Source organism: Streptomyces sp. LE64 (assembly GCF_052606915.1).
Genome location: NZ_CP199708.1, coordinates 5362877 through 5387589, shown reverse-complemented (window position 1 = coordinate 5387589; position 24713 = coordinate 5362877). Strand labels below are relative to the sequence as shown.

The window sequence follows — 24713 nt, the reverse complement described above, 5'->3', positions numbered from 1 at the left end:
AAATAGGGGCTACGCCTCCCCGGGGTCGACCAGTCCCGCCCGGACCGCCAACCCGAGCGCCAGGAAGAAGTCGCCCCACACCAGTTCGTGCCGCATCGCAGTACCTCGCTCCAGGTCGTAGCAGCCGTCCAGCAGCATCCCGGCCGGCCGGCCGTCGGCCGCCCCGCTCAGGTGCGCGGACACCAACCGGTCCAGGACGGCGCCGGCCCGCCGCTCGTGCCGCCGCGCACCGGGCCCCGGCCGCCGGGCGAGCTTGAGCAGCGCCACCGCGGTGATCGCCGCGGCGGAGGTGTCCAGCGGGCCCGCGGGCCGCCCCTCGTCCGCCGGCGGCACGAGCGGCCCGGGCCCGGCCGTCAACCGGTCCGCCGCCGAGGCCAGCACCTCGGGCCGCCACCGCTCGACCTCCGGACGGGCGAGGGCATCGGCGACCGCCAGCAACAGCCAGGCCCGGCCCCGGCTCCAGCCCGGCGCCGGTGCGCCCTCCGGGCGCCATCCGGCGGCGGTGTGCCGCCAGGCCGGCACCAGGGGTGCCCCCGCATCGCCGAGACAGAGGTCGAGGTGACGGTGGAGATGCGCCCCCGCCGCCCGGCTGCCGGCCGGGCCCGCCGCAGCCAGCAGGGGCACCGTGCCGGGGACCCCGTCGACCCTCGCCAGTGCCCGCTCCCCGCCCAGGGCCGCGCCCCAGGGCACGGTCCCGAGCACCGGGTCCCACGCCTCCAGGCAGGCCCGCGCCGCCCGTTCGCGCAGCGCCGCCGCCCCCGGGTCCGCCCCGGCGAGGGCGGTGCCGTACCAGAGGACGAGACCACGGGTCGCCGTGTCGGCGGACACCCAGGGGGCGAGCCGGTGCACGGCGGCCGAGGCCGCCGCCCGGTCCTCGGCAGCCCCCGTCCACCGGGCCCGCAGCCACAGCAGCCCGGCCCAGAAGCCCCCGGTCCACGAGCCGCGGCGGGTCGTCGTCCACCGCCCGGTCTCCGGGTCGGCGTACAGCGGGAACCGCTCGCCCACCTCCGCCCGGGTGCCGGCCACCCGCTCCAGGACCGCCGTCAGGGCCCGGTCGGCCCGCGCCGCGGCGCTCACCCGGACGTCCGCGCGGTGCGCCGGTCGCGCACCGCCCAGGCGTACGCCACCGCGGCGGCCACCGCGAACTCGACCGCCACCACCGCCCAACCGGCCCCGTAACGGCCCCGTTCGGCCAGCGCGCCCACGAGCGGCGGGCCGAGCGCGAAGCCGGCGAAGAACCCCGCGGCCACCCACGCCGAGTCCTGTCCGGCCCGCCCCGGCACCGCCCGCTGCACCACCAGCACCATGGACACCGCATTGCCGGAGACGGCGAACACCCCCACCGCGACCACGGCCGGCCACACCAGCCACTCGACCCGCACCGACGCCACGAGCAACAGGGCCGCGGCGACCGCCCCCACCGCCAGGCCCCCCGGCAGCCAGGGCGCCCGCCCGGGCCGCGCGGCCCTCGACCAACCCACCCGCCCCGCGATCCCCGCCGCCCCGAGGACGGCGACCAGCGTCGCGGCGGCCGTCGGCCCCAGGTGCAGGCGGTGGTCGCCGAAGAGCGTCACGTAGGTGTTGACCGAGGCGATCCCGCACCCCAGGAAGACGGAGAAGACCGCGAGGTGCGCCACGTGTCCGCGCGGGCGCCCCGGACCCCCGGCAGCAGCGGGCGGCGGAGGGTCGGACGGGAGGGTCCGGGCGGCCCAGCCGGCCACCAGGACGGCCACCGCCGCGGCCGTCCACACCGCGCCCCGCCACCCCACCGACGAGGCCAGCACGGCCAAGGGCAACCCGGCTGCGAACGCGCCGAGTTGAACGCCCGACTGCTTGACCCCGGTGACGCCCGCCCGCCGGGCGGGAGCGACGAGCGCGAGGACGGCCTTGTTGGTGGCCGGGTTGGCCAGGGCCTGCGGCAGCCCGCCGAGCGCCACGGCACCCAGCAGCAGCCCCGCCCCCGGTGCCATCGCGATCAGCGCCAGGGCGACGGCGGTGACCAGCGCGGAGGCCACCAACGCCCGGCGCGGCCCGATCCGGTCCACCAGCCGACCGCTCGTCGGCGACAGCAGCGCGGCCACCCCGAAGCCCAGTGTCGTGGTGAACCCCAACACCGCCACGGACAGGTCGAGTTCCTCGACCAGCCGGGGCCCCAGCGCGCCCAACAGGAACAGTTGCAGCATGGACAGCGCCATCGCCGCGGTCAGCAGCGCCGTCACCGCCCGCCCGCCGCCGTCCGCCGTCCGTCCCGTACCGCCTGCGCCCACGTCCCGACCGCCTCTCCCCGCCCGCCGTGCCGCTGACAGCGGTCGCGCGGACGGGCCCCGCGGTTCCCGGGGCGGACCGTGGCGCGCGTCACGGTCCGTCCCGGGAGCGAGCCCTCGGAGCCGTCAGGCACCCCGGCGACCGAGGGGCCGGCCGGACGTCAGCAGTTGACCGTGCGCTCGTAGTTCCCGAAGATCCCGGAGTAGACGTACAGCGTGTTCGCACCGCGCGCCAGCCGGTAACAGGGGCTGTCGGGGGCCAGGGAGACCACCACCTTCACCGAACGGGTGCCGGAGCACCTGTTGGTGAGCAGGACGTCGAAGCCGTCGGTGGTCGCGGTGACCATCCGACTGATGCAGGACGGGGCGGTGGTGGCCGCCGCCGCGGGCGACGCCGAAACCGCCAGCGAACCGACGAGGCCCACCGCGGTCACCGCCGCCTGCACGGCCATTCGGGACTTGCGCATCACATACTCCTTGCCGAGAGGTTGTCCACAACAGCCGGAAGGTTAGGCTGACCTGCGCACAATGCGCGCACGACAAGGGCACAACTCGGCGTCGTACGGCCCCTGTCGTGGCCCCGCTCTCGCGACTTGGTGGTGACGGTGCACTTCGCTCTCCTCGGACCCCTGGAGGTCACCCTCGACGGACGACGCCTCGCCCTCGGCTCGATCAAACAGCGCCTGCTGCTGGCCACCCTGCTCAGCCGCCCCTCGGAGACGGTGCCGACCGGCGTCCTGGTGACCGCGCTGTGGGGCGAGGACCCGCCGGCGTCCGCCGCCGCCAACCTGCGCACCTACGCAGGGGGGTTGCGCGGCGCCCTGGGCGGGGACGGGCCCTGGGAGGGGATGCCGACCACCCGGGGCGGCTATCTGCTCCGGGTCCCCCCGGGGGGCACGGACGTGGAACGCTTCGACGAGGCCGCCCACCGCGGCCGGCGCGCCCTGGCCGCCGGCGATTCCGCGCTGGCCCGCGAGGAGTTGGCCCGGGCGCTCGCGATGTGGCGCGGCCGGGTCCTGGAAGGACTCGTGCTGCCGGACGTCCTGGCCGCCTGGGCCAGGGGCCTGGAGGAGAGCCGGTGCCACACCGAGGAGGAGCACGCCCAGGCGCTCCTCGCGGAGGGGGACCCCTCCCAGGCGGTGCTGCGGATGCGCAGGCTGGTGGCGCTCCATCCGCTGCGGCAACGGGCCTGGGCCCATCTGGTGCTCGGCCTGCACCGGGTGGGCGACGTGCGGGGAGCACTGGAGGCGTACCGCACGGTGCGCGACGCACTGGTCCGGGAGACCGGCCTGGAGCCCGGACCCGAACTCGCCCGGGTCCACGAGGACGTCCTGCGGCAGCGGGCGACCACGGCCGGCGGGGACTCCCCGCCGCAGCCGCCCAGGCCCCGACAACTCCCGCTCTCCACAGCCGACTTCGTCGGCCGCAAGGACGCCCTGGCCGCACTCGACGCCGGACTGGACCGCGTCGACGGCCAGGCCCCGGGCGTCGTGATCACCGCCGTCTCGGGGATGGCCGGCGTCGGCAAGACGACCCTCGCCCTGCACTGGGCCCATCGGGTCGCCGACCGGTTCCCGGACGGGCAACTCCACGTGGACCTCCGGGGGTTCGACGAGAGCGGAGCGGTGTCCGCCGCCGACGCCCTCCAGGGCTTCGTCCAGGCCCTGGGCGTGCCGCAGGCCCGGGTGCCGTCCGGAACGCAGGCCAGGGCGGGCCTGTACCGCAGCCTCCTGGCCTCCCGCCGGATGCTGGTGGTGCTGGACAACGCCCGGGACTCCGCCCACGTGCGGCCGCTGCTGCCCGGCGCCGGGGAGAGCGTGGTGGTCGTCACCAGCCGCAACCGGCTCCAGGGGCTGGTGGCCTCCGAGGGGGCGCGCGCACTGACCCTCGAAGTGCTGAGCACCGAGGAGTCGGCCCTCATGCTGGCCCGCCGGCTGGGCCCGCGGGTGGCGGCCGAACCGGACGCCGCCGCGGACATCGTGGCCCTGACCGGGCGGCTGCCCCTCGCGCTCGCCGTCGTGGCCGCCCGGGTGGCCGACCACCCCTCGTTCCCCCTGCACGCCTTCGCCGCGGAACTCCGCCCCACCGACGCCCTGTTGGACGTGCTGGAGGACAGTGACGCGCAGCGGGTGCTGGCCTGGTCCTATCTGGCACTCTCCGAAGCGGCGGCCCGGCTGTTCCGGCTGCTCGGGCTGCACCCGGGACCCGATCTGACCCTGGCCGCGGCAGCCGCGCTGGCCGGCGCCCCGACGCGCTCCGTCAGACCCCTCCTGCGGGAGCTGACCCGGCTGCACCTGCTCACCGAGCACCTCCCCGGCCGCTACCTCTTCCACGACCTGCTGCGCACCTACGCGGCGGCCCTGGTCCGGGCCGAGGAACCACCCCCCGAGGTGCTCCGGGCCCGGGAACGGTTCTACGACCACTGTCTGCACCGTGCGCACGCCGCGGCCGTGCTGGTGCAGCCGCAGTGGCCGGCCGTCGTGCCCGTTCCCGCGCTGCCGTCGAACGACGGCGACCGCGCCCGGGACGCCGACACCGCCCTCGCGTGGTTCGCGGCCGAGCGCCGGGTGCTGCTGCGGACGGTGACGCAGGCCGCGGCGTGCGGCTTCGAGACGTACAGCTGGCAGCTCGCCTGGGCGCTCACCGCCTACCTGGCTCCGCTCGGGCTGTGGCAGGACCAGCGCACGGTCCAGCAGACGGCGCTGGCCGCCGCCGAGCGGTCCGAGGACCGGGTGGGCGAGGCCATGGCCCGTCGGCTGCTCGCCCGGGCCGACGCCCGGCTCGGTTCCCTCGACACCGCCGAGCAGTCGCTGCGGCGGGCCCTGGAACTGTACGAGCGGTTGGGCGAGACCACCGGGCGGGCCCAGACGCTGCACAACTACGTCGAACTCTGCTACATGGGCGGCCGGTTGTCGGAGGCCCTGGCCCACGGACGCGAGGCACTGCGCCTGTACGGGCTCAGCGGCAACCGGGACGGCGAGGCCCGCACCCTCAACGCGATGGGGTGGCTGCACGCGGCGCAGGGCGACTACCGGGCCGCGATCGACCACTGCACCCGCGCGCTGGACCGGCAGCGGCAGGCCGGTGACCGCAACGGTCAGGCCGCCACCCTGGACAGTCTGGGATTCGCCCACCACCACCTGGCCCGCTACGACCGGGCCGTCGCCTGCTACGAGGAGGCCGTCGACCTGTTCCGGTCCTCGGCCGACCGCTACCACGAGGCCGAGACCCTGGTGAGGCTGGGCGACACCCTGGTGGTCACCGGGCGTTCCACCAGGGCCGAGGAGGTCTGGGAGCGGGCCGCCACGATGTTCGAGGAGCTGTGGGACCCGGAGGCCGACGCGGTGCGGGAGCGGCTGGCCGCCCTGCGCGGGGACGAGGGGGGCGACTCCCCTTAGCAGAGGACGCGCTCCACCAGCGGACGTCCCTCGCACCGTCACGCGATCGGAGGACTTCCGGCGTGACCGTCCCACCGGTGGGCATCCCGGAACCGGAGGGCACGGCGGGGCGGCAACGGCGTGCGGACCCGTAGACGCGAGGGTGTTGAGCGATGACGCAGGACGGCAGGGCCACAACGGGTGCGGGCGGGTCGGACGCGGCCGACCGGCGAGCGCGCCGGGCCGACGAGGCGGTCCTGTTGGTGGCCGGCGCGGTGGACCTGGTACTGGAACGGGCCGAGGAGACCGTACGGCAGGTCAGGTCGTTGTTGACCCGCTCCGATCTGGGGGCCTTGGCACAGGACCTGCGGCGGGACCTGGTGGCACGGGGTCGCACCAGCGGCTTCGATCCGGTGCGCGCGGTGTCCGCTCCCCCGCACCTGGAGCTCCTGGCCCAACGGGCCCGCACCCGACTGGAGCGCGAGGGGCGGCTCGACCGGGGCCCGGCCGGTGACGGCGCCGGGCGGACGGCGGACGGATCCGAACGGCGGCCCCGGTGACGGCGGGCGCCACCACCGCGACCGACCCGGCGGCGGCCGGACGCCACGGACCGGTTTCCCCGACGTCCGACCTGGGGGCGCTCAAGGTCCGGGTCGACGCCGCCCTGGAGGAGTTCGCCCGGCACGAGACGGCCCTGCTGGTGGCGGTGGACCCGGAACTCGAACCCCTCGGGGAGCAGCTCCGGGCGATCGTGGGCCGGGGCAAACGGCTGCGGGCCGCGTTCTACTACTGGGGTTGGCGGGCGGCCGGGCGACCGGACGGCGACGGAATCGTACGGGCCGCCGCCGCCGTGGAGTTGGTGCACGCGGCGGCCGTCGTCCACGACGACCTGATCGACCGCAGTGCGGTGCGGCACGGGCTGCCCACTGCGCACCGGGCCCTGGCCCCGCGCGCCGGGGTCCGTGCCCGGCGCACCGGCCGGGCCGCCGCCGGACGGGCGCTGGCGCTCCTGGCGGGCGATCTGCTGATCGCCTGGTCCGCCCAGCTGTTCGGCGCGTGCGGACTGCCGGGCGCCTATCTGGCGCGGGCCCGCCCCCTGTGGGCGACGCTGGCCCGCGAGTTGGTGGCCGGGGAGTGCCTGGAGGTGTTGCGCACCGGCGCGGACGGCGACCCGGTCCGCGCCGGAGACGGGGACGACTGCGCGCGGTCCTTGCAGATCGTGCGCTACAAGACCGCGAAGTACACCGTGGAGCACCCGCTGCACCTCGGGGGCGTGCTCGGCGGGGCGCCGCCGGAGCTGGTGTCGGCGTTCAGCCGCTACGGGCTGCCGCTGGGCGAGGCGTTCCAGTTGCGGGACGACCTGCTGGGCGTCTTCGGGTGCCCCGGGACCACCGGGAAGTCCAACCTCGACGACCTGCGCGGGGCGAAGCCGACGGTGCTGTCGACGTTGATGCGGCGCGGGGCGACGGACGCGGAACGACGGGAGCTCGGGGTCCTGCTGGCCGGTGGCGGGGCCCTGGGGCCGGACGAGTTGGCCCGGTACCGCGAGATCGCCGAGCGGACCGGGGCGCGGCGCGGGGTCGAGGCGTTGATCTCGGCGCGGGCCGCGACGGCGGCCGAGGCGGTGGCCGCCGCCCGGCGCACCGGGTTGCTGGCGCCGCACTGCGCCGAGGCCCTGGACGCGTTGGCGGGCCACTGCCTGGCCCGGGCGTCCTGAGGGGTGCCGACCCGCCACGACCGCGCGTCACCGCGCACCGCATCCGGCCCGTCCGGGCCGCCGACCGTCCGGGGAGACGACACATGGACAGCGCCCGTGAAGACCGGGGGGCCGCGGCGGACGCCGCCCCCGCGTACACCGAAGCCTCGCTGGACGCGTTGCGGTCGGTGGGGGACGAACTGGCGGACGCCACGGTCGAGGAGTTGTTCGCCCGCGGCGAGACGGGCGCCTTCAACACGTTGATGCGCTGGTTCACCACCGCGGGGCAGGACCTTCCGGACGGTCTGCCCGCAGTGGCCCGGGACTACCTGGAGGCGACGGCGATGCCGCCGTCCTGGGTCGACTGGGGGGAGATGGAGCGGGCCCGGCTGTTCTTCATCGACAACAACGTCCACGTGTCGACGGCGTTGTCCTTCGCGGCGATGCCGAGCTGCTACGCGGTGCCGCGCGTGGCCAAGCTGCTGAGCGCGACGCACTCCCTGGAGTATCCCTCGCGGCGGATGGCGGAGACCGGCCAGTTCACCGTCTACCTGATGCAGCCGGACGCCTTCGAAGCGGGGAGCCGCTTCATTCCGGCCGCGCAGAAGGTCCGTCTGCTGCACGCGTCGATCCGGTACCACCTGAGTCGGGGTGACCGCTGGGACGTGGCCCGGGCGGGGGTGCCGATCTGCCAGGAGGACATGATCGGCGGGCAGATGATGTTCTCCATCCAGGTGCTGGACGCGCTCCACCGGCTCGGTGTCCACCTGTCCAACGAGGGCGCGGACGCCTACTTCTACGCCTGGCGGGTGGTCGGGGCGATGCTGGGGATCGACCTGGCGCACATGCCGGGGGACCTGCACCGGGCGCGGCTCTTCTCCGACCTCTACATGAGTCGTCACATGGGTCCGTCACCGGAGGGGGCGAAGCTCACCCGTCAACTCATCGACCTGTACGAGGAGGTGGTGCCCGGCACCCTGTTCGACCCGGTCGTCCCGGCGATGGTCCGCTTCCTGGTCGGGGAGACCGTGGCGGACTGGCTGGAGGTGCCGCGTTCGCCGGTGTGGGACACGGCGGTGCGGTCCGCGCCCGCTCTGCTGGGCGTCCTGGAGACGCTGGAGGACCGCTCCCCCCTGGCCACCTGGGCACTGGACCGCCTCGGTCACCACACCACGGTCTTCGAGCTGAGTTCGCTGACCCGCGGGCGGGTGATGCAGTACGCCATCCCGGAGCAGTTGAAGGGCGAGTACGGGGTCACCTCCGCCGCCCGGCGGCTGGACCGTTGGACGCCGCCGCCCGTCACCCCCGACCCGGCGGCCCCGGACGGGTGAGTCCGACGCCCGCGCCCGCGGAAGCCGTGCGGCGGCGGGGCCGGGGAGGCGGGGCGGGTCGCGTGCGCGGCCCGCCCCACGGCGTCACGCCCCGTCCGGCAGCACGACGATCCCGGTGAGCACCAGTCCCCCGCGCACCAGCCAGCGGCCCGTGAACTCCTCCAGTCGCCGCTCCCCCACCACGGGGCCCGCAACGAGCAGACGGGCGGTGAAGGCACCCGACTCCGGCGCGAACCGCACCTCGGCCTCGGTGAAGTCGAGTTCCTTGCGGGTCAGCGGGTACCAGGTCTTGAACACGCTCTCCTTGGCGCTGAACAGCACCCGGTCCCAGGGCACATCGGGGTGGGACGCGTCGAGTGCGGCGAGGTGGTGGCGCTCCTCGGGCAGCGACACCACGTCGAGCACCCCGTCGGGGAGCGGACCGACGGGTTCGGCGTCCGCTCCGAGGGACACCACCTCGGTGGCCCGGGCCAGGGCGGCGGCCCGGTACCCGGCGCAGTGGGTCATGGTCCCGACCACGCCTTCGGGCCAGGCCGGCGCACCGCGCCGGCCCGGCACCAGGGGCGTTTTGGGCAGGCCGAGCCGGGACAGGGCGTCCCGGGCGCACAGCCGTACGGTGGAGAACTCCCGTCTGCGCTTGTCGACCGCCCGGGCGATGAAGGCCTCCTCCTCGGGGAACAGGGTGACCGGCTCGGTGTCGTCGGTCCGCCAGGCGGTGGCGACGGACGGCGGCAGCAGTTCCCCGATCACCGGCTGGCCTCCGCACGGGCGGGGGCGGGGAGGATCTGGCGCAGGCCGGGGGGTTGGGCCCGGCCGCGCCACTCGCGCGGGTAGCCGACCGAGACCTCGGTGAACCGCACCCCGTCGTGCCAGGTCACCCGGGGGATGTGCAGGTGCCCGTAGACCATCTCCACCGCACGGTACCGCCGGTGCCAGTCGGCGGTCAGGGTGGTGCCGCACCACTGGGCGAACTCGGGGTAGTGCAGCACCCGGGTGGGGTCGCGCACCAGCGGGTAGTGGTTGACCAGCACGGTCGAGTGGTCGGCCGGCACGGCCTCCAGACGGCCCCGGGTCAGCTCCACCCGGGCCCGGCACCAACTGGCCCGGTCCGGGTGGGGGTCGGGGTGGAGGAACACCTCGTCGGAGCAGACCACGCCGGTCTCGTGGGCGATGCGCAGCGACTCCTCGGGGGTGGTGGCCCCGGGGGCGAGGAACGAGTAGTCGTACAGCAGGAACAGGGGGGCGATGGTGACGGGCCCGGTCTCGCCGTGCCACACCGGGTAGGTGCACTCGGGGGTGAGCACGCCGTGTTCCCGGCACAGGTCCACCAGGCGGTCGTAGCGGGCCTGGCCGCGGAGCTGGACCGGGTCGGACGGGTGCGTCCACAGTTCGTGGTTCCCCGGGGCCCAGATGACCTTGGCGAACCGGCGGCTCAGCAGCTCGATCGTCCAGGCGATGTCGGCGTACTTCTCGCCGATGTCGCCGGCGACGATCAGCCAGTCCTCGTCGGACCGTGGTCGTAGCGCCTCGGTCAGTTCGCGGTTCTCCTGGTAGACGACGTGCAGATCGCTGATGGCGAGCAGGGTGCCCGTGCTCATGGAAGTCCTTCCGTTCGGGACGGGTGGGGCTGCCGTGCGTGCGGCGCGACATGTGTCCCCGGGGCGCGTCACACACGGCCCGAGGCTATGCCGCCGGCCACCCGTACCGCATTCCCCCGCCAAGGCTCCCCGTCACCACGCGCCGGCAAAAGCGCACTTCGCCACAGTGACCCGGCAACGGTGGACGGGATCCGCACGGACGGGACGGGAGTCAGCGGGGGGTGCTGTCGAAGGCGTCCAACTCGGCGGCGGCTTCGGCCTGCCGGGGGTGGTGGTGCGCGCTGAGGATGTCCAGGGCGGAGGTCAGCACGGCCCGGGCCTCCTCGCCGCGGTCGAGGCGGCGCAGCACCCGCCCGAGGTCGAGCCCGGCGGGCCCGCTCCAGGCCGGCATGTCCGCTTCCTCGAAGATGGCCAGGCACTGGCGCAGCGGGGCTTCGGCCTCGGGCCAGCGGTCGAGGGCGGCGTAGTCGTTGCCGACGTGCTGGAGGGTGACGCCCCGGTAGAGGGCGAGGAGGTGCGGGTCCTGTCCCGGGATGCCCCGGGTGCAGATGTCCACGCCGCGCCGGTGGATGTCCAGGGCCTGGTCGGCCCGGCCGCGTTCGCGCAGGGTGATGCCGAGGGCGTTGAGGGCCGTCAGTTCGGCGAGGCGGCCCCGGGACGAGGGGTCGCGGCGGAGGCAGTCGACGGATTCGCGGAGCCAGGTCACGGCCTCGCCGTTGCGGTCCATGCGGCGCAGGGCGGAGGCGCCGTACACGAGGGCCCAGCCCGTCTGGTAGAGGTCGTCGCACTCACGGGCCACGGCGAGCGCGGAGCGGGCGGTGTCGAGGGCGGCACGGGCGTCGTGGGCGCAGGTGTTGTGGGCCCAGGCGAGGTAGTTGAGGTGGGTCGCCTCCTCCTGGCGGCTCTCCAGGGCGCGGGCCGCGTCGACGGCACGGCCGAAGACCTCGACCCACTGGTGCCAGTGCTTGGTCAGGTCGGAGAACCAGTGCATGGCCTCGGCGGCGTCGAGGACCTGCCGGTGGTCGCCGGTGGTGCGGGCGCGTTGCAGGGCGGCGAGCCACTGGGCCCGTTCCGCTTCCAGCCACGCGCGGGCCTCCTCGCGGCCGACCGGGGCGGTGGCGGGGTCGGGGTCTCCGGTGGCGTGCCGTTCGGCGTCGAAGTGGAGGGCCGCGGCGGTGGCCCGGGCCAGCGTCCAACGGGCGGTCCGGTCCAGCGCGGCGTCCCGGGTGGCCGGGTCGTCCTCGGCCGCGGTCCGTTCGGCGGCGAACAGCTTCAGGAGGTCGTGGAAACGGTACCGCTCGACCGTGGGCGCGGTCTGGAGCAGTCCGCGGTCGGCGAGCGCCTCCAGGTGGAGTTCCGCGTCGTCGAGCGGGACTCCGGCGAGGAGGGCGGCGGTCGCGGGGCTGACGTCGGGGCCGGCGGCGAGCGCGCAGCGCCGCAGCAGCAGGCGGGCGACCGGGTCGAGTTGGTGGTAGGAGAGGGCGAAGACGGCCCGGACTTGCAGGTCGCCGGCGCGGAGGGTGTCGAGTCTGCGTTCCTGACGACGGAGTCGGTCGGCGAGCTTGGTGAGGGACTCGTGGGGCCGGGCGGCCAGCCGCTGGCCGGCGATGCGGAGGGCCAGCGGCAGGTGCCCGCACAGGTCGGCGAGGTCCCGGGCGGCCTGCGCCTCCCGTTCGACGCGCTCGGGGCCGAGGATGCGGGTCAGGAGTTCCACCGCCTCCTCCCGGCGCAGCAGCGGCAGGTCGACGCGGTGCACCCCTTCGAGGCCGCTGAGGCAGTTGCGGCTGGTGACGACGGTGAAGCAGGTTCCGGAACCGGGGAGCAGGGGGCGCACCTGTTGCTCGTCGACGGCGTTGTCCAGGACCACGAGCAGGCGCCGGCCCGCGGCGAGCGAGCGGAACAGCTCGGCCCGTTCCTCCGGTTCGCGGGGCTGGGAACGGTCGGCGACCCCGAGGGCGCGCAGCAGCCGGGCCAGGGCGTCGCCCGGGCGGACGGGTTCCGCGTCCATGCCGCGCAGGTCGAGCCAGAGCCGCCCGTCGGGGAAGAGGGGAGCGAGGAGGTGCGCCGCGCGGGTGGCGAACGCGGTCTTGCCGAGGCCGGGTTGGCCCGCGACGACGGCGACGGGCGGATACGCGGGGTCGGCGGCGGTGGCCAGGGCCCGCAGATCCGTCAGGTGGTGGCCGCGGGCGGTGAAGTCGTGGGTGTCCCTGGGCAGGGAGAGCAGCGGCCCGGGCGTGGCGGGCCCGGGGGCGGAGCGGGGTCGTCCGGCGGCAGCGGCGGCTTCCAGGTCGGCGGCCTCGTCGGCGCCCAACCCCAGTGCGCGGGTGACCAGTTCGACGGTCCGACGCTGCGGCCCCGTGGTGCGGCCGCGTTCCAGGTCGGCGAGGGCGCGCACGCTCAGCCCCGCCTGGTGGGCGAGCCGTTCCTGGCTGAGGCCGGCGCGCGCCCTCAGTTCGCGCAGGCGCTGCCCGAAGTCCCCGGTGGTCGGGCGGCTCATGTCCCCGAACTCCCCCCGCTGTGTGCCCGGCTCGGGCGTGGTGGTCCGGCAGAAGTATCGCGCACCGCAATCGTGCCGGTCATCCTGCCTGGTGGGGCGGCGGGGCCGGTGGTGGACTCGACTCGACGTGGACCCGCGGGCCGCCCGTGCCGAGGGGAGCGTCCCACCCCGCCGGACCCGGATGGAGAGAGAGGCTTCGTTGCCCTTCGTTCCCTGCCCCCCGTCCCTACGGCGCCCCGGCCCGCCCCGCCGCTTCCGACGGTGGCGGCGCCTGGCGGTGACCGGTGTGCTGACGCTCGCCACGGGGCTCCCCGTCGGATACTGGCACGCCCCGCTGACCGCGGACGGTCCCCCCGCCGCCCCCGCACCGGCTGCGGAGCGAACGGCCCCCGGAGCCCGGGCGGCCCTCCCGGACCGGGAGGAGGACGCTGCGGTCCCCGCACGGTCCGCCGCCGTCCGGCGCGTCGCGGAGGCCGGGGAGCGGGTCCGCTCCCTCGTCGACGAGGGCACCCCCGGGGGCGTCAGCGCCGCCGGAACGGGGGCGTCGGGCTCCCGGGTCCGCGTCTGACGGCACCCCGGAGACGACCTGCCGGCCCTCGTGCGACCCGCGCGGCGTCCGGTTCGGACGTGTGGCGGCCGTGAGGGGAACGCGGTGACGTCCACGGCACGGGCCGCCGGGAGCGGCGCCCGGGCCGAACCAGCAGGAGCGAGGAGCGGAAGCGCTCCAGCAAGGTCGTCGCAGTCTCCCTTTCCGCCGAGGACGGCCTGTACTGGGCCTGGCCGACCACGGCGTCCGAGACGTCGGCCATCGTGATCTCCAGGTCGAACTTCGCGAGGTCCCGTCGCAGCGGAAGCGGGACGAGCGGCAGTGCCCCGGAGGGCTCCCCGGCCGGTAGTTCCGTCTCCGCGCCCGCCTCCACCTCGGCGCGCACGGCGGCGGCCCGGACGGCGAGTTCTTCGGCGGAGTCCGCGCCCAGCAGCAGGAGGGAGGCGCCCCCCCCCGGGGGCGGGTTCGTTGTGGTGCAGCGTGGCCGGGAGGACTCCGTCGCGCAGGGCGAGGGCGACCTTGACGAGGTCGGCGGCGCCCGCCCCGCGGGCACCGGTGCTCCGCGCGCTACGGCGCGGCGGTCGGTCCGTCCGGCCGGCGGTGGCGCTGCTCGACCATCTCCCGGCTCAGTTCCTCGGTCTCCGCCTCGGAGAGCCGTTCGTACCCGTCCCCGGTGATGACGGAGACGGTGGGAAAGATGCGACGGCCCAGGTCGGGACCGCCGGTGGCCGAGTCGTCGTCCGCCGCGTCGTAGAGCGCATGCAGGGCCGCGAGCGCGGCCTCACGGCGGGGCATGTCCGCTCGGAAGAGCTTCTTCAGCGCGCCCCGGGCGAAAGGGGAGCCGGAGCCCTCGGCGTGGAAGTCCCGCTTCTCGTACGGGCCCCCGGTGACGTCGAAACTGAAGATCCGGCCCCGGGGACCGTCGGGTGCGTCGGTGTCGTAGCCGACGAGCATCGGCACCACGACCATTCCCTGCATCGCCTGGCCGAGGTTCTGCCGGACCATGCCGGCCAGCCGGTTCGCCTTCGCATTGAGCGTCATGGAGGTGCCCTCCACCTTCTCGAAATGCGTCAGCTCCACCTGATAGAGCTTCACCATGTCCACGGCGAGCCCGACGGTTCCCGCGAAGGCGACCACGGTGTGGTCGTCGGTGGGATGCACCTTCTCCAGGTCGCGCTGGGCGATGAGGTTTCCCATCGTGGCCCGCCGGTCACCGGCTATCAGCACGCCGTCCCGGTAGGTGAGCGCGAGAACGGTGGTGCCGTGGGGAATTCCGTCCTCGGCGACCCGTACCTCCGGTGGCAGGGATTCGGTGATCAGGAGGTCCGGCCGGTGGGCCGTCAGGAATCGGATGAAGGAGGAGCTTCCGGGGGTGAAGAACTCCTCGGGCAGCATTCCGCCGGTCGCGTCCAGCCCCACGCCTTCTCCTTCGGTCCGGGTACAAGCAACTACTACCATGGGCGGGCGGGGGGAAAACGCCGCTCACCACCAAGGTCGTTGGGCCCGGGCCGAGTTGGGAGCCACCGACCGTCACGGCAGGGTCACCGCCTGCGCGGCGTACGTCAGCCCGGCCGTCGTCACCCCCGCCGGCATGGGCGCCCCCCACGCTGCCGCGCCCCACCGAGGGCGGGGTGCTGGCCGTGGGCCGCTCGGACCGCACGGCACGAGCAGTGGCCGCGACACGGTTCGTGCGGCGGGCTGGCGGCGGCCAGTGCGTGCTGGTCGCCCCGGAGCTGTTCGACCAGCGCGGCACGGACGGCGTCGTCGTCCTGCTGCCCCCGCCCCGCACCCGCGCCACCACGCGCAGGCCCGCGAGGCCGCCCTCCTCTGTCCGGGAGGGGCGATCACCATCCACACCTCCTGACACCGCCCCCGGCCGGAACCACCCACCGGCCGGTCCCGCACCTTCATCAGGGTGGAGACACATATCGCCACCCGGCGGTGATTATCAGCCAATACTTAGGTTAGGCTAAGCATGGTTACACGTTCACGCAGCCGCATGGCCATGCATGGCCGGCTGTTCCGCCCGTCCCAGGAGTCACCCGCCGTGCGTTCCATCAGCCGTTTCCGTAAGACCACCCTCGTGACCAGTTCGGTCCTGTGCGCGGGGTTGGTGCTGAGCGCCTGCGGAGAATCCGAAGAGAAGAAGGACTCGGGCAAGGCCAAGAGCGAGGCGACCGTCACCGTCGCCACCGCCAAGGGCGACCTCGACGTCCCCGTGAAGCCCGCCAAGGTCGCCGCGCTCGACAACACCTCCTTCGCGACGCTCAAGGCGTTCGGCGTGAAGCCCGTCGCGGTACCCAAGGCGCTGCTGCCCAAGGAGGGCTTCGAGGACTGGCAGAACGACTCCTCCATCAAGGACGTCGGCACCCACCGCGAGCCCAAGTTCGAGGCCCTCAACGCCGCCGAGCCGGACGTGATCATCGGCGGCTACCGCTTCAGCGACCACCACGACAAGCTGGCCAAGATCGCCACGACGGTGGACGTCTCCCCCTCCGACGAGGCCAAGGACGGATACGTCAACGCGCTGAAGACGCAGACCCAGGAGCTCGGCAAGATCTTCGACCAGGAGGCCAAGGCCAAGGAGATCGTCGGCGCCCTCGACAAGGCCGAGAAGGACGCCGCCGCGGCCACCAAGGGCGAGAGCGTCTTCCTCGCCGTCGCCAGCGCCGGCAAGATCGACAACGGTGCCAGCCGCATCGGCCGGCTCTCCCAGCCGCTGAACCTGAAGAACGTGCTCAGCGCCGAGGGCGAGGACAGCACCTCCGTGCACAACGACTCGGGCCTCGCCCCAGAGACCGTCGCCAAGCTGAACCCGGACTGGGTGATCATGCTGGACCGGGACGCCGCCGTGGGCACCGAGGACGGCTCCGAGGCCGTCGCCGCGAAGAAGATCGTGGACGGCATGGAGGCGTGGGACAAGACCACCTTCCGCAAGCAGGACCAGGTCATCTACCTCGCCAGCGACTTCTACGTCACCGAGGGCGCCCAGGCGTACACCGACGCCTTCAACCAGGTGGCGACCGCGTTCACCGCGGCCGGCTGACCACCTGACCGTCGACGCGGCCCCGCCGGTGGCGGGGTCCGCGTCGTCCTCCTTCGCCCCGGAAGCCCCATGCGCCGACTCGCCCTGCCGCTCGCCGCCCTCGGCGTGCTCGTCCTGGTCACCGTCTCGCTGTTCGTCGGCGGGTACGACATCGACCTGCACGCGCTGTTCACCGATCCCGAGGCCCGGCGGATGTTCCTGATCTCCCGGGTGCCCCGCACGCTCGCCCTGGTCCTCGCCGCCGCCGCGATGGCGGTCTCCGGCGTGATCATGCAGATGCTGGTGCAGAACCGGTTCGTCGAACCGACCACCACCGGCACCAGCGAGTGGGCGTCCCTCGGCGTGCTGCTGCTCACCCTCCTCGCCCCGGCCGCACCGCCGTTGGTGAAGATGGGCGCCGCCAGCGCCTTCGCCTTCGTCGGCGCGCTGGTCTTCCTGTTCGTGCTCGGCCGGATCGCGCTCAAGTCGCAGGTCATCGTGCCGATCGTGGGCATCATGCTGGGCGCGCTGGTCAGTGCGGTGACCCTGTACATCGCCTCCTCCACCAACCTGTTGCAGATGCTCGCCACCTGGCGCTCGGGCGGGTTCAGCTCCGTGGTGCGCGGCACCTACGAACCGTTGTGGGTGGTGGGGGCCATCGTCGTCGGCCTGTACCTCGCCGCCGACCGCTTCACCATCGCCGGACTCGGCCGCGACACCGCCGTCAGCCTCGGACTGCCCTACCGGCGCATCCTCTTCGTCGGACTCACCATGGTCGCCCTGGCCACCGGCGTGACCACCGTCGTGGTCGGCTTCATCCCCTTCCTCGGGCTGATCGTGCCCAACCTGGTCTCCATGGCGCGCGGCGACGACGTCCGCAAGAACCTGCCCTGGGTGGTGCTCAGCAGCATCGCCCTGATGATCGCCTGCGACCTGGTCGGCCGGCTCGTCGTCTTCCCGCTGGAGATCCCGGCGACGGTGGTCCTGGGTGCGGTCGGTGCGCTGGTGTTCGTCGCGATGATCCTGCGCCAGCGAGGGAAGGCCCATGTCTGAGACCCGAGTGACGACCGCTCCCCCGGCGCCGGACGCCGCACCCGCCGGACGCCCGAAGGGCGGCCGCCGCGGACTGCCCGTGGCCGGCCGGCTCGCGGTGGCCGCCGCCATCGCCGCCGTCTGCATCGGCGCCTTCCTCTTCCTGTTCATCGAAGGCTCCTTCGAGTTCGCCTTCGAGCGGCGGCTGACCATGTTCGGCACCATGGTCGTGATCGCGTTCGCCCAGGCCATGGCGACGGTGGTGTTCCAGACCATCACCCACAACCGACTGCTCACCCCGTCGATCATGGGCTTCGACTCCGTCTACATCCTGATGCAGACGCTGTTGGTCTCCGTCTTCGGCGGCAGCGTGCTCGCCGCCACCGACGGCACGCCCAAGCTGATCACCCAGACCCTGCTGATGGTCGGCTTCACCATGGTGCTGTTCGGCTGGCTGTTCTCCGGGCGCCGCGGCAGCCTCCACGTGCTGCTGCTGGTCGGCGTGGTGCTCGGGCTCGCCTTCCGCAGCCTGTCGGACTTCCTGCAACGGCTGCTCTCCCCCGCCGAGTACGACGTGCTGTCGGCGCGGCTGTTCGGACGGCTCAGCGCCGCCGAGGCGGAGCACCTGCCGCTGGCCGGCGCGGTCTGCCTGGTCGTCGGCGTGGTGATCTGGCAGCGCCGCTACCGGCTGGACACCCTGCTGCTGGGCCGGGACGCCGCCACCAACCTGGGCATCGCCCACAAGCGCGAGCTGATGGTGATGCTGCTGCTGATCTCGGTGCTCATCGCCATGTCGACCGCGCTCGCCGGCCCCATGACCTTCTTCGGGTTCGTCACCGCGATGCTCGCCTACCAGTTCGCCGGCACCCACCGGCACGTGGTCGTGCTGCCGATGGCCTTCCTCATCGGGCTGATCACCCTGGCCGGCGGCCAGTTCGTGATGGAGCACGTCTTCTACGCCTCCGGCATGCTCACCGTCGTCATCGAGTTCCTCGGCGGGGCGATCTTCCTCGTCCACCTGCTCAGGAAGGGCACCCTGTGATCGAGTTCACCGACATCCGCAAGAGCTACGGCGACGACACCGTGCTCGGCCCCGTCTCCGGGCAGATCCCCGCGGGCGGCGTGACCTCTCTGGTCGGCCCCAACGGCGCCGGGAAGTCCACCCTGCTGACCATCATCGGCCGGCTCACCGAGCCCACCTCGGGCACGGTCACCGTGGACGGCCTCGACATCCACCGGGCCAAGTCGCCCGAGGTGGCCCGCACCCTGTCCATCCTGCGGCAGGAGAACCACTTCACCGCCCGGGTGACGGTGCGCGAACTGGTCTCCTTCGGCCGCTTCCCGCACAGCCGCGGCCGGCTCACCCCCGAGTGCGTGGCGAAGGTCGAGGAGGCGCTCGACTTCCTCCACCTCGGCGACCTCCAGCACCGCTACCTGGACCAGCTCTCCGGCGGCCAGCGCCAGCGCGCCTACGTCGCCATGGTGCTGGCCCAGGACACCCGTTACGTGCTGCTGGACGAGCCCCTCAACAACCTGGACATGAAGCACTCCGTGCGGATGATGGGCCAGTTGCGCCGGGCCGCCGACGAACTCGGCAAGACGGTCGTCCTGATCGTGCACGACATCAACTTCGCCGCCACCTACTCCGACCGGATCATCGCCCTGCGCGACGGCCGCATCGCCGCCTCCGACACCGTCGACGCGATGATGCGCGCCGAGGTGCTCACCGAGGTCTTCGACACCCCGGTCCAGATCCACGAGGTCGACGGCAAGCGGACGGCCGTGTACTACCGGTGAGGTCCGGGCGTACGGTCGGGCCTCCTCCCCCACGGGGCCGTCAGGCTCACGCGCTCGGACGGTGAGGGCGCGCCCGGGCCCGTGAGGGCGGCGCGTTCCCCCCTGCGGGCCCCGGGCGCGCCTTCGTCCCGCGCCGTGTCGCCGGCCCGGGACTAAGGCGCGCCGTTCCGTCAGAAGAGCAGTTCCCCGGCGGGATAGCCGTTGCCGATCTTGGTCCGGGGAGCGTACCCGCCCCGACCGTCACCCCGGTACGACCACAGATCACCCGCCGCGTCCCGACCGACGAGATCGGCCCTGCCGTCGCGGTTCAGATCACCCGGGGCGAGGAGGGCGGTGTAGGTCTGCCAGCCGTGGCCGATCTTGGTCCGGGGACCGTAGCCACCCTGACCGTCACCCCGGTACAACCACAGGTCACCCGCCGCGTCCCGACCGACCAGATCGGCCCTGCGGTCACCGGTGAAGTCACCCGGGGCGAGGAGGGCGGTGTAGGCGTCCCAGCCGTGGCCGATCTTGGTCCGGGGACCGTAGCCACCCTGACCGTCACCCCGGTACAACCACAGGTCACCCACCGCGTCCCGACCGACCAGATCGGCCCTGCGGTCACCGGTGAAGTCACCCGGGGCCAGCAGGACGTCCGCGGGCTGCCAACCGTCGCCCACCCGCACCCGGGTGGAGCCCGAGTAGGTGCCGGTGACCGGATCGGCCGGGTAGCGCCAGAGGACTCCGCCGGCGTCGACGGCGAGCAGGGAGGTGCCGTCCTGGGTCACGGTCCGCATGCTGCTCCAGCCCGTGCCGGTCTTGCAGGCGCCCGCGATCGAGCCGTCCGCGCGGCCCTCGTAGCGGAACAGTGCTCCGGTGGCGTCCCGGCGGAGGACCGCTCCGCCGTCGGTGGCCGGCCCGCAGTCCGACCAGTGCGCGGCGCCCCGGACCAGTCGGTGGTCGGAGACCCGGGGGTCCTGCGGCAGGACTTCCGCCTTGGCTCCCTTGAAGTGGCGGGCGGAGAGGAACAGGTAGTCGATCTTGGTGGAGTTCAGGGTCGGTTCGCCGCTGCGGCAGCGGGCACGGCCGTCGGTGCGGCAGGGGTCGGCGACGAAGTGGTCGCGGTCGGTCTCGTCGGCTTCGACGAAGTCGCCCTGCCCGCCGTCGTTGATGCCGGGCTCGTAGAAGGAGGAGGCCATCTTGGAGCGTGGCGAACCGTTGAAGTCACCGCCGAGGACGACGGGCGTTCCGGCGTCGATCCACTGCCGGGCCTGGGCGGCGAGCAGGGCTGCCTCCCGCTCGCGCAGGACGGCGTCGCTCCAGTAGAGGTGGACCGAGCAGGCCCAGTTGGCCCGGCTCTGGGTGTAGGACTTGACGCAGGGAACCTTGATCGGCTCCGTCTCGCCGCCGACGGTCAGGTCGAGTTCGCGGGTCTCGGTGATGCTCCCCTTGACGAGGATCGCCACGCCGTAGTCGGCGCCACCGCACACGTTCGCACGTCCCGAGAGGGTCGTGGTGAAGAGTCCGTGGAACCCCTTGGACTGGAGCCGGGTGCGGATCGCGTCGTACTGGGGCCGGCACACTTCCTGGAGGTGGAGCTGGTCGGCGTTCCAGGTGGCGCCCGATGCCTCGGCGACCACGGTGTCGATGCGGCGCTGGTTGTCGTAGCCCTTGGCATCGGTGCACATGTTGCCGCAGATGTTGTAGCTGACGAAGCGGACCGGTGGGGCGTCGGGGCCGGCCACGCTGTCCGCCCGGGCGGCGGGGGCGAGGAGGAGGGAACCGGCGAGGGCGAGGGGAACCAGCCCCGCCCAGCGGGAGGCGATGCGTCTCATGGCTGCTCCGGAGAGGTCAAGGGACGGACAGGAACTACCAGTTCACGCCGATCTGGACGCGGCTGCCTCCCGTGAAGCCGGGCCCCGAGTAGCGGTAGAGGCGGTCGGTCGTCGGGTCGACGGCGAGGAGGTCGGGGACGTTGTCGCCGGTGATGTCGCCGACGCCGGTCAGGTTGGTCATGGTCTGCCAACCGTTGCCGATCTGGACCCGGGTGCCACCGTTGTAGTTCGGACCCGAGTACCGGTACAGGTTCCCGTTGAGGGTGTGCACGGCCACGAGGTCCGCGACGCCGTCGCCGGTCAGGTCACCCGTCCCCACGACCGTGGAGTACATGTTCCAGCCGTTGCCGATCTTCGTCCGCGCCGCACCCCCCGCGAAGTTCGGACCCGCGTACCGGTACAGATCACCCGTCGCCTTCTCCACCGCGATCACATCCGGCTGACCGTCACCCGTCAGATCCCCCACCGGCGTCACATTCGTCATCGCGTCCCAATTCACCCCGATCTTCACCCGACCACCACCCGCATAACCCGGACCCGCATACCGATACAGATCACCGCTGGAGGCGTCCACCGCGATGATGTCCGCGACACCGTCACCGGTCAGATCGCCCGTCCCCACGATGTCGCTCATGCCGTTCCAGCCGTAGCCCAGCTTCTGGCGCGCGGCACCGCCGGTGAAGCTCGGTCCCGCGTAGCGGAAGAGGTCGCCGGTGGCCTTCTCCACGGCGACGATGTCGGGCCGGCCGTCGCCGGTCAGGTCCCCGACCGGCGTGAGGTGCGCCATCTTGGACTGCGGCCGCGGGGGTTCGGCGGGGTACGGGTCGGCGTCGTCGCTGCCGAGCCCTGCCCGGGGGCCGCACGTGGGCCAGGCGCCCTCGCCCTGGGTGGCGAGGACCTTCTCGGCGATGCGGATCTGCTGCTCCTTGGTCGCCTGGTGTGCGTAGGCGGAGTACTGGTTCCCTCCGAAGGCGTTCCAGGTGGACTTGGAGAACTGGAGTCCTCCGTAGTAGCCGTTGCCGGTGTTGATGCTCCAGTTCCCGCCGGACTCGCACTGCGCGACCTTGTCCCAGGTGGCGACGGACGCCGCCGCGGCGGGATGGGCGGACGTCAGGGGCAGCAGCAGGGCGGCGAGCGGGGCGGCGACCAGCGATGACAGGAGGGACTTCGTGCGCGGGCGTGCGGACATGCGGGCACCTCGGTTCGAAGACGGGTGAGGGGCGGGGCACTCGCGTCGGCGGCGCCTGCTCGGCGCCGCCGACATCGGGCGTGCTACCACTTGACGCCGATCTGCACCGCGCTGCTGCCGGCGAAGCCCGGCCCCGAGTAGCGGTACAGCTTCTGGGAGGCGGCGTTGACGGCGAGGAGGTCGGGGACGTTGTCGCCGGTGATGTCGCCGACGCCGGTCAGGTTGGTCATGGTCTGCCAACCGTTGCCGATCTGGACCCGGGTGCCACCGTTGTAGTTCGGACCCGAGTACCGGTACAGGTTCCCGTTGGTGGCGTGGACGGCCACGAGGTCGGCGACCCCGTCGCCGGTCAGGTCACCCGTCCCCACGACCGTGGAGTACATGTTCCAGCCGTTGCCGATCTTCGTCCGCGCCGCACCCCCCGCGAAGTTCGGACCCGCGTACCGGTACAGATCACCCGTCGCCTTCTCCACCGCGATCACATCCGGCTGACCGTCACCCGTCAGATCCCCCACCGGCGTCACATTCGTCATCGCGTCCCAATTCACCCCGATCTTCACCCGACCACCACCCGCATAACCCGGACCCGCATACCGATACAGATCACCGCTGGAGGCGTCCACCGCGATGATGTCCGCGACACCGTCACCGGTCAGATCGCCCGTCCCCACGATGTCGCTGATCGAGTCCCACCCGTGGCCGATCTTCGTGCGGGCGGTGCCGCCGGTGTAGTTCGGTCCGGAGTAGCGGTAGAGGTCGCCGTTGGACGTCTGGACCGCGATGACGTCGCTGATGCCGTCGCCGGTCAGGTCGCCGACTCCGGTGACGTGCGTCATCCCCTTGTCCGGCACGGTCACCGGACTGTCGGTGACCTTGTTGTAGCGGTAGGGCTCGAAGCCCTTCTGGACGAGGTAGCTCCGCGAGTACGTCATGGGGCGGGCGACGGTGTCGGGCCTGGCGTGCTCGATGATCTTGGCGCTGGTGCGGGTGCTGTCGGTCCAGCCGACGAAGAGCATCACGTGGGAGCTGACGTCGTTCAGCGCGTCGCCGGGCTGGAGGCTGTCCAGACCGGCCAACTTGGAGGAGTAGTTGGGAAGCGTCGAGGTGACCGCGCTGGTGGGCAGGTGCCAGGCCATGGACACCAGGCCCGAGCAGTCCGTCCGGTAGGTGCGGCCCTGCGGGTCGCGGTGGTAGGCGGTCTGGCTGTACGGGACCCGCTGGTCCACCCAGTACTGGGCGCGCTGGAGTATCTCGGTGCGGCTGATCGCCCCGCCGACGCTCGACGCGGTGGCGGTGGCCGCCGCGGCGGCGGGCCCCCGGTCGGGTGCGGCGTGGGCCGGGGCGAGACCTCCGAGGAGGAGGCCGCCCAGCGTGGCGGCTGCGAGCACCGAACGCAAGGAGGACAGGGAACGCATTGAGGGCATGGGCACGTCAAAGCTCCGATCGTTTGACGACACGGCCGAAAGGAAGGAGAGGGGGAAACCCGGAGGGGCGGGAGCGCTCCCGAACCCCGTGATCACACGCTAGAGCCCCGAAAGTCCCGCGAGTTGACGTGGGGTGCTGGGCTCCTTGACGTTGCGTGCGACCCGACCGGAGCGGGACGTGCGGAGTTCGCGGGGCGACAGCCCGTAGACGTCACGGAAGGTCCGACTGAAGACGGCGGGGCTCGTGAAGCCCCAGCGTTCGGCGACCGCGCGGACGGAGCGGTGGTCCTGGGCGGGGTCGGCCAGATCGGCGTGGGCGCGCTCCAGGCGCCGCCGGCGTATCGAGGCGGCCACGGTCTCGCCGCAGTCCCGGAAGAGGTGGTGGAGCATGCGGAGCGAGATGTGGTGATGGGCGGCGATGGCCCGGGGGGTGAGGTCGGAGTGGGGGAGGTGGCGGTCGATGAAGGAGTCGATCCGCTCCAGCAGCACCTGGTTGCGGGTCCGCGCGGGAAGCGCCTCGAAGGCGTCGAGCTGTTGGGCGAGGAGCCCGGAGGCGAGGTCGAGCAGCGGCCTCTCCAGCAACGCCAGCTCCTGCGGGGTGCACTCGGAGTCGAGGGCCTCCAGCGAGGCGAGGAACCGCCGCAGGACCGCGCCGATCCCCCGACGGGCGCAGATGCGGCTGCCGAGCGCGGCGTCGAGCCGGTCGGCGGGCAGTCTGATCAGGTCGCGCGGTATGTGCAGCAGCGACATCACCGGATCGGTGCCGGGGTTGCCGGCGGTGTAGGGGTGCGAGGTGTCGAAGAAGACCATGTCCCCCGCCTCGACCCTGGTGTCGTTGCGGGCTTGGGAGAACCCCTTCGCCCCGTGCGTGATCAGCGCCAGGACGTAGTGCTCCGGATCGCTCTGGCGGATCATCCGCCGGGTGCGCCAGGCCCGGTGGTCCGCGTGGACGTGCTTCGACAGTTCGATCCGCCCGAGCCCCAGCACCCCGGCCCGCGCACGGAACGTCGCCCGGTCCGCCACCAGCAAGCGGTGGGGAGCCACCGTGCGGGACACCACGTCGTGGTACCAGTCCACCCGGTCGGCTGCCGGCACCTCATCAGTCGACATCCAGAGCCACAC

20 protein-coding genes are annotated in these 24713 nt (G+C 73.2%); 9 read left to right on the top strand and 11 right to left on the bottom strand.

Annotation, left to right across the window (positions count from 1 at the left end):
* Positions 1-9: 9 nt before the first annotated feature.
* The 3 genes from ACSMX9_RS24045 to ACSMX9_RS24035 all read right to left on the bottom strand — a co-directional run bounded on the left by ACSMX9_RS24045 (position 10) and on the right by ACSMX9_RS24035 (position 2731).
* Complete coding sequence (locus ACSMX9_RS24045; RefSeq protein WP_445396858.1) at positions 10-1077, bottom strand: sugar ABC transporter permease; 1068 nt, start codon at positions 1075-1077, stop codon at positions 10-12.
* The gene (locus tag ACSMX9_RS24040; RefSeq protein WP_445396856.1) at positions 1074-2267 is read right to left on the bottom strand and encodes an MFS transporter; all 1194 of its coding nucleotides are present in this window, start codon (positions 2265-2267) and stop codon (positions 1074-1076) included. Before ACSMX9_RS24040 ends, ACSMX9_RS24045 begins: the two co-directional genes overlap by 4 nt.
* A gap of 158 nt (positions 2268-2425) precedes the next feature.
* Complete coding sequence (locus tag ACSMX9_RS24035; RefSeq protein WP_445396855.1) at positions 2426-2731, bottom strand: beta-Ig-H3/fasciclin; 306 nt, start codon at positions 2729-2731, stop codon at positions 2426-2428.
* Between the two features lie 138 nt (positions 2732-2869).
* Here ACSMX9_RS24035 and ACSMX9_RS24030 point away from each other — a divergent pair, with 138 nt between their 5' ends.
* From ACSMX9_RS24030 to ACSMX9_RS24015, 4 genes are all read left to right on the top strand, one after another.
* Positions 2870-5662: a BTAD domain-containing putative transcriptional regulator gene (locus ACSMX9_RS24030; protein WP_445396853.1), complete on the top strand. Its 2793-nt coding sequence runs from the start codon at positions 2870-2872 to the stop codon at positions 5660-5662.
* Between the two features lie 152 nt (positions 5663-5814).
* The gene (locus ACSMX9_RS24025; RefSeq protein WP_445396851.1) at positions 5815-6201 is read left to right on the top strand and encodes a hypothetical protein; all 387 of its coding nucleotides are present in this window, start codon (positions 5815-5817) and stop codon (positions 6199-6201) included.
* A gap of 71 nt (positions 6202-6272) precedes the next feature.
* On the top strand, positions 6273-7358 hold the full coding sequence (locus ACSMX9_RS24020) for a polyprenyl synthetase family protein (RefSeq protein WP_445403084.1): 1086 nt from the start codon (positions 6273-6275) through the stop codon (positions 7356-7358).
* Positions 7359-7441: 83 nt separating this feature from the next.
* Positions 7442-8668 (top strand): oxygenase MpaB family protein, encoded by a 1227-nt coding sequence (locus ACSMX9_RS24015; RefSeq protein ID WP_445396849.1) that lies wholly within the window; start codon positions 7442-7444, stop codon positions 8666-8668.
* 84 nt (positions 8669-8752) lie between these two features.
* Here ACSMX9_RS24015 and ACSMX9_RS24010 read toward each other — a convergent pair whose 3' ends face one another.
* From ACSMX9_RS24010 to ACSMX9_RS24000, 3 genes are all read right to left on the bottom strand, one after another.
* Entirely contained in the window at positions 8753-9418 is a 666-nt protein-coding gene (locus ACSMX9_RS24010; protein ID WP_445396847.1) for a 4'-phosphopantetheinyl transferase family protein, read from the bottom strand.
* Complete coding sequence (locus ACSMX9_RS24005) at positions 9415-10266, bottom strand: metallophosphoesterase family protein (RefSeq protein WP_445396845.1); 852 nt, start codon at positions 10264-10266, stop codon at positions 9415-9417. Before ACSMX9_RS24005 ends, ACSMX9_RS24010 begins: the two co-directional genes overlap by 4 nt.
* Positions 10267-10477: 211 nt before the next feature.
* The gene (locus ACSMX9_RS24000; RefSeq protein WP_445396843.1) at positions 10478-12763 is read right to left on the bottom strand and encodes an ATP-binding protein; all 2286 of its coding nucleotides are present in this window, start codon (positions 12761-12763) and stop codon (positions 10478-10480) included.
* Positions 12764-13040: 277 nt separating this feature from the next.
* On the opposite strand from ACSMX9_RS24000, the gene ACSMX9_RS23995 reads away from it, so the two are divergent.
* On the top strand, positions 13041-13331 hold the full coding sequence (locus ACSMX9_RS23995; protein WP_445396841.1) for a hypothetical protein: 291 nt from the start codon (positions 13041-13043) through the stop codon (positions 13329-13331).
* A gap of 546 nt (positions 13332-13877) precedes the next feature.
* Here the strand turns inward: ACSMX9_RS23995 and prcB are convergent.
* Positions 13878-14705, bottom strand: coding sequence for a proteasome subunit beta (gene prcB, locus ACSMX9_RS23990; RefSeq protein WP_445403083.1), 828 nt, complete (start codon positions 14703-14705; stop codon positions 13878-13880).
* Positions 14706-15393: 688 nt separating this feature from the next.
* Between prcB and ACSMX9_RS23985 the strand changes: the two genes are divergently transcribed.
* The 4 genes from ACSMX9_RS23985 to ACSMX9_RS23970 all read left to right on the top strand — a co-directional run bounded on the left by ACSMX9_RS23985 (position 15394) and on the right by ACSMX9_RS23970 (position 19164).
* Positions 15394-16356 carry an ABC transporter substrate-binding protein gene (locus tag ACSMX9_RS23985; protein ID WP_445396839.1) on the top strand — a complete coding sequence of 321 codons (963 nt, stop codon included), beginning with the start codon at positions 15394-15396 and terminating at the stop codon, positions 16354-16356.
* 69 nt (positions 16357-16425) lie between these two features.
* Complete coding sequence (locus ACSMX9_RS23980) at positions 16426-17388, top strand: ABC transporter permease (protein ID WP_445396837.1); 963 nt, start codon at positions 16426-16428, stop codon at positions 17386-17388.
* On the top strand, positions 17381-18409 hold the full coding sequence (locus ACSMX9_RS23975; RefSeq protein ID WP_351246105.1) for an iron chelate uptake ABC transporter family permease subunit: 1029 nt from the start codon (positions 17381-17383) through the stop codon (positions 18407-18409). The genes ACSMX9_RS23980 and ACSMX9_RS23975 overlap by 8 nt, the downstream gene beginning before the upstream one ends.
* Positions 18406-19164, top strand: a complete 759-nt coding sequence (locus ACSMX9_RS23970; RefSeq protein WP_351246103.1) for an iron ABC transporter ATP-binding protein — start codon at positions 18406-18408, stop codon at positions 19162-19164. The genes ACSMX9_RS23975 and ACSMX9_RS23970 overlap by 4 nt, the downstream gene beginning before the upstream one ends.
* A gap of 170 nt (positions 19165-19334) precedes the next feature.
* On the opposite strand, the gene ACSMX9_RS23965 is transcribed toward ACSMX9_RS23970, so the two are convergent.
* From ACSMX9_RS23965 to ACSMX9_RS23950, 4 genes are all read right to left on the bottom strand, one after another.
* Positions 19335-20978, bottom strand: a complete 1644-nt coding sequence (locus ACSMX9_RS23965) for an FG-GAP-like repeat-containing protein (RefSeq protein ID WP_445396835.1) — start codon at positions 20976-20978, stop codon at positions 19335-19337.
* Between the two features lie 34 nt (positions 20979-21012).
* A complete protein-coding gene (locus ACSMX9_RS23960; protein WP_445396833.1) occupies positions 21013-22167 on the bottom strand; it encodes a transglycosylase family protein in 1155 nt (384 codons plus the stop codon).
* An 83-nt stretch (positions 22168-22250) separates the two neighbouring features.
* Positions 22251-23591: an FG-GAP repeat domain-containing protein gene (locus tag ACSMX9_RS23955; RefSeq protein ID WP_445403082.1), complete on the bottom strand. Its 1341-nt coding sequence runs from the start codon at positions 23589-23591 to the stop codon at positions 22251-22253.
* Between the two features lie 99 nt (positions 23592-23690).
* Positions 23691-24701 carry an AraC-like ligand-binding domain-containing protein gene (locus ACSMX9_RS23950; protein WP_445396831.1) on the bottom strand — a complete coding sequence of 337 codons (1011 nt, stop codon included), beginning with the start codon at positions 24699-24701 and terminating at the stop codon, positions 23691-23693.
* Positions 24702-24713: the final 12 nt, after the last annotated feature.

Bases quoted from the DNA above. Each gene is read 5' to 3' on its own strand.
- ACSMX9_RS23950 (WP_445396831.1), bottom strand. From the start codon at position 24,701: ATGTCGACTGATGAGGTGCCGGCAGCCGACCGGGTGGACTGGTACCAC.
- ACSMX9_RS23965 (WP_445396835.1), bottom strand. From the start codon at position 20,978: ATGAGACGCATCGCCTCCCGCTGGGCGGGGCTGGTTCCCCTCGCCCTC.
- prcB (WP_445403083.1), bottom strand. From the start codon at position 14,705: ATGCTGCCCGAGGAGTTCTTCACCCCCGGAAGCTCCTCCTTCATCCGA.
- ACSMX9_RS23980 (WP_445396837.1), top strand. From the start codon at position 16,426: ATGCGCCGACTCGCCCTGCCGCTCGCCGCCCTCGGCGTGCTCGTCCTG.
- ACSMX9_RS23960 (WP_445396833.1), bottom strand. From the start codon at position 22,167: ATGTCCGCACGCCCGCGCACGAAGTCCCTCCTGTCATCGCTGGTCGCC.
- ACSMX9_RS24035 (WP_445396855.1), bottom strand. From the start codon at position 2,731: ATGCGCAAGTCCCGAATGGCCGTGCAGGCGGCGGTGACCGCGGTGGGC.
- ACSMX9_RS24000 (WP_445396843.1), bottom strand. From the start codon at position 12,763: ATGAGCCGCCCGACCACCGGGGACTTCGGGCAGCGCCTGCGCGAACTG.
- ACSMX9_RS24005 (WP_445396845.1), bottom strand. From the start codon at position 10,266: ATGAGCACGGGCACCCTGCTCGCCATCAGCGATCTGCACGTCGTCTAC.
- ACSMX9_RS23975 (WP_351246105.1), top strand. From the start codon at position 17,381: ATGTCTGAGACCCGAGTGACGACCGCTCCCCCGGCGCCGGACGCCGCA.
- ACSMX9_RS23955 (WP_445403082.1), bottom strand. From the start codon at position 23,591: ATGCCCTCAATGCGTTCCCTGTCCTCCTTGCGTTCGGTGCTCGCAGCC.
- ACSMX9_RS24025 (WP_445396851.1), top strand. From the start codon at position 5,815: ATGACGCAGGACGGCAGGGCCACAACGGGTGCGGGCGGGTCGGACGCG.
- ACSMX9_RS24015 (WP_445396849.1), top strand. From the start codon at position 7,442: ATGGACAGCGCCCGTGAAGACCGGGGGGCCGCGGCGGACGCCGCCCCC.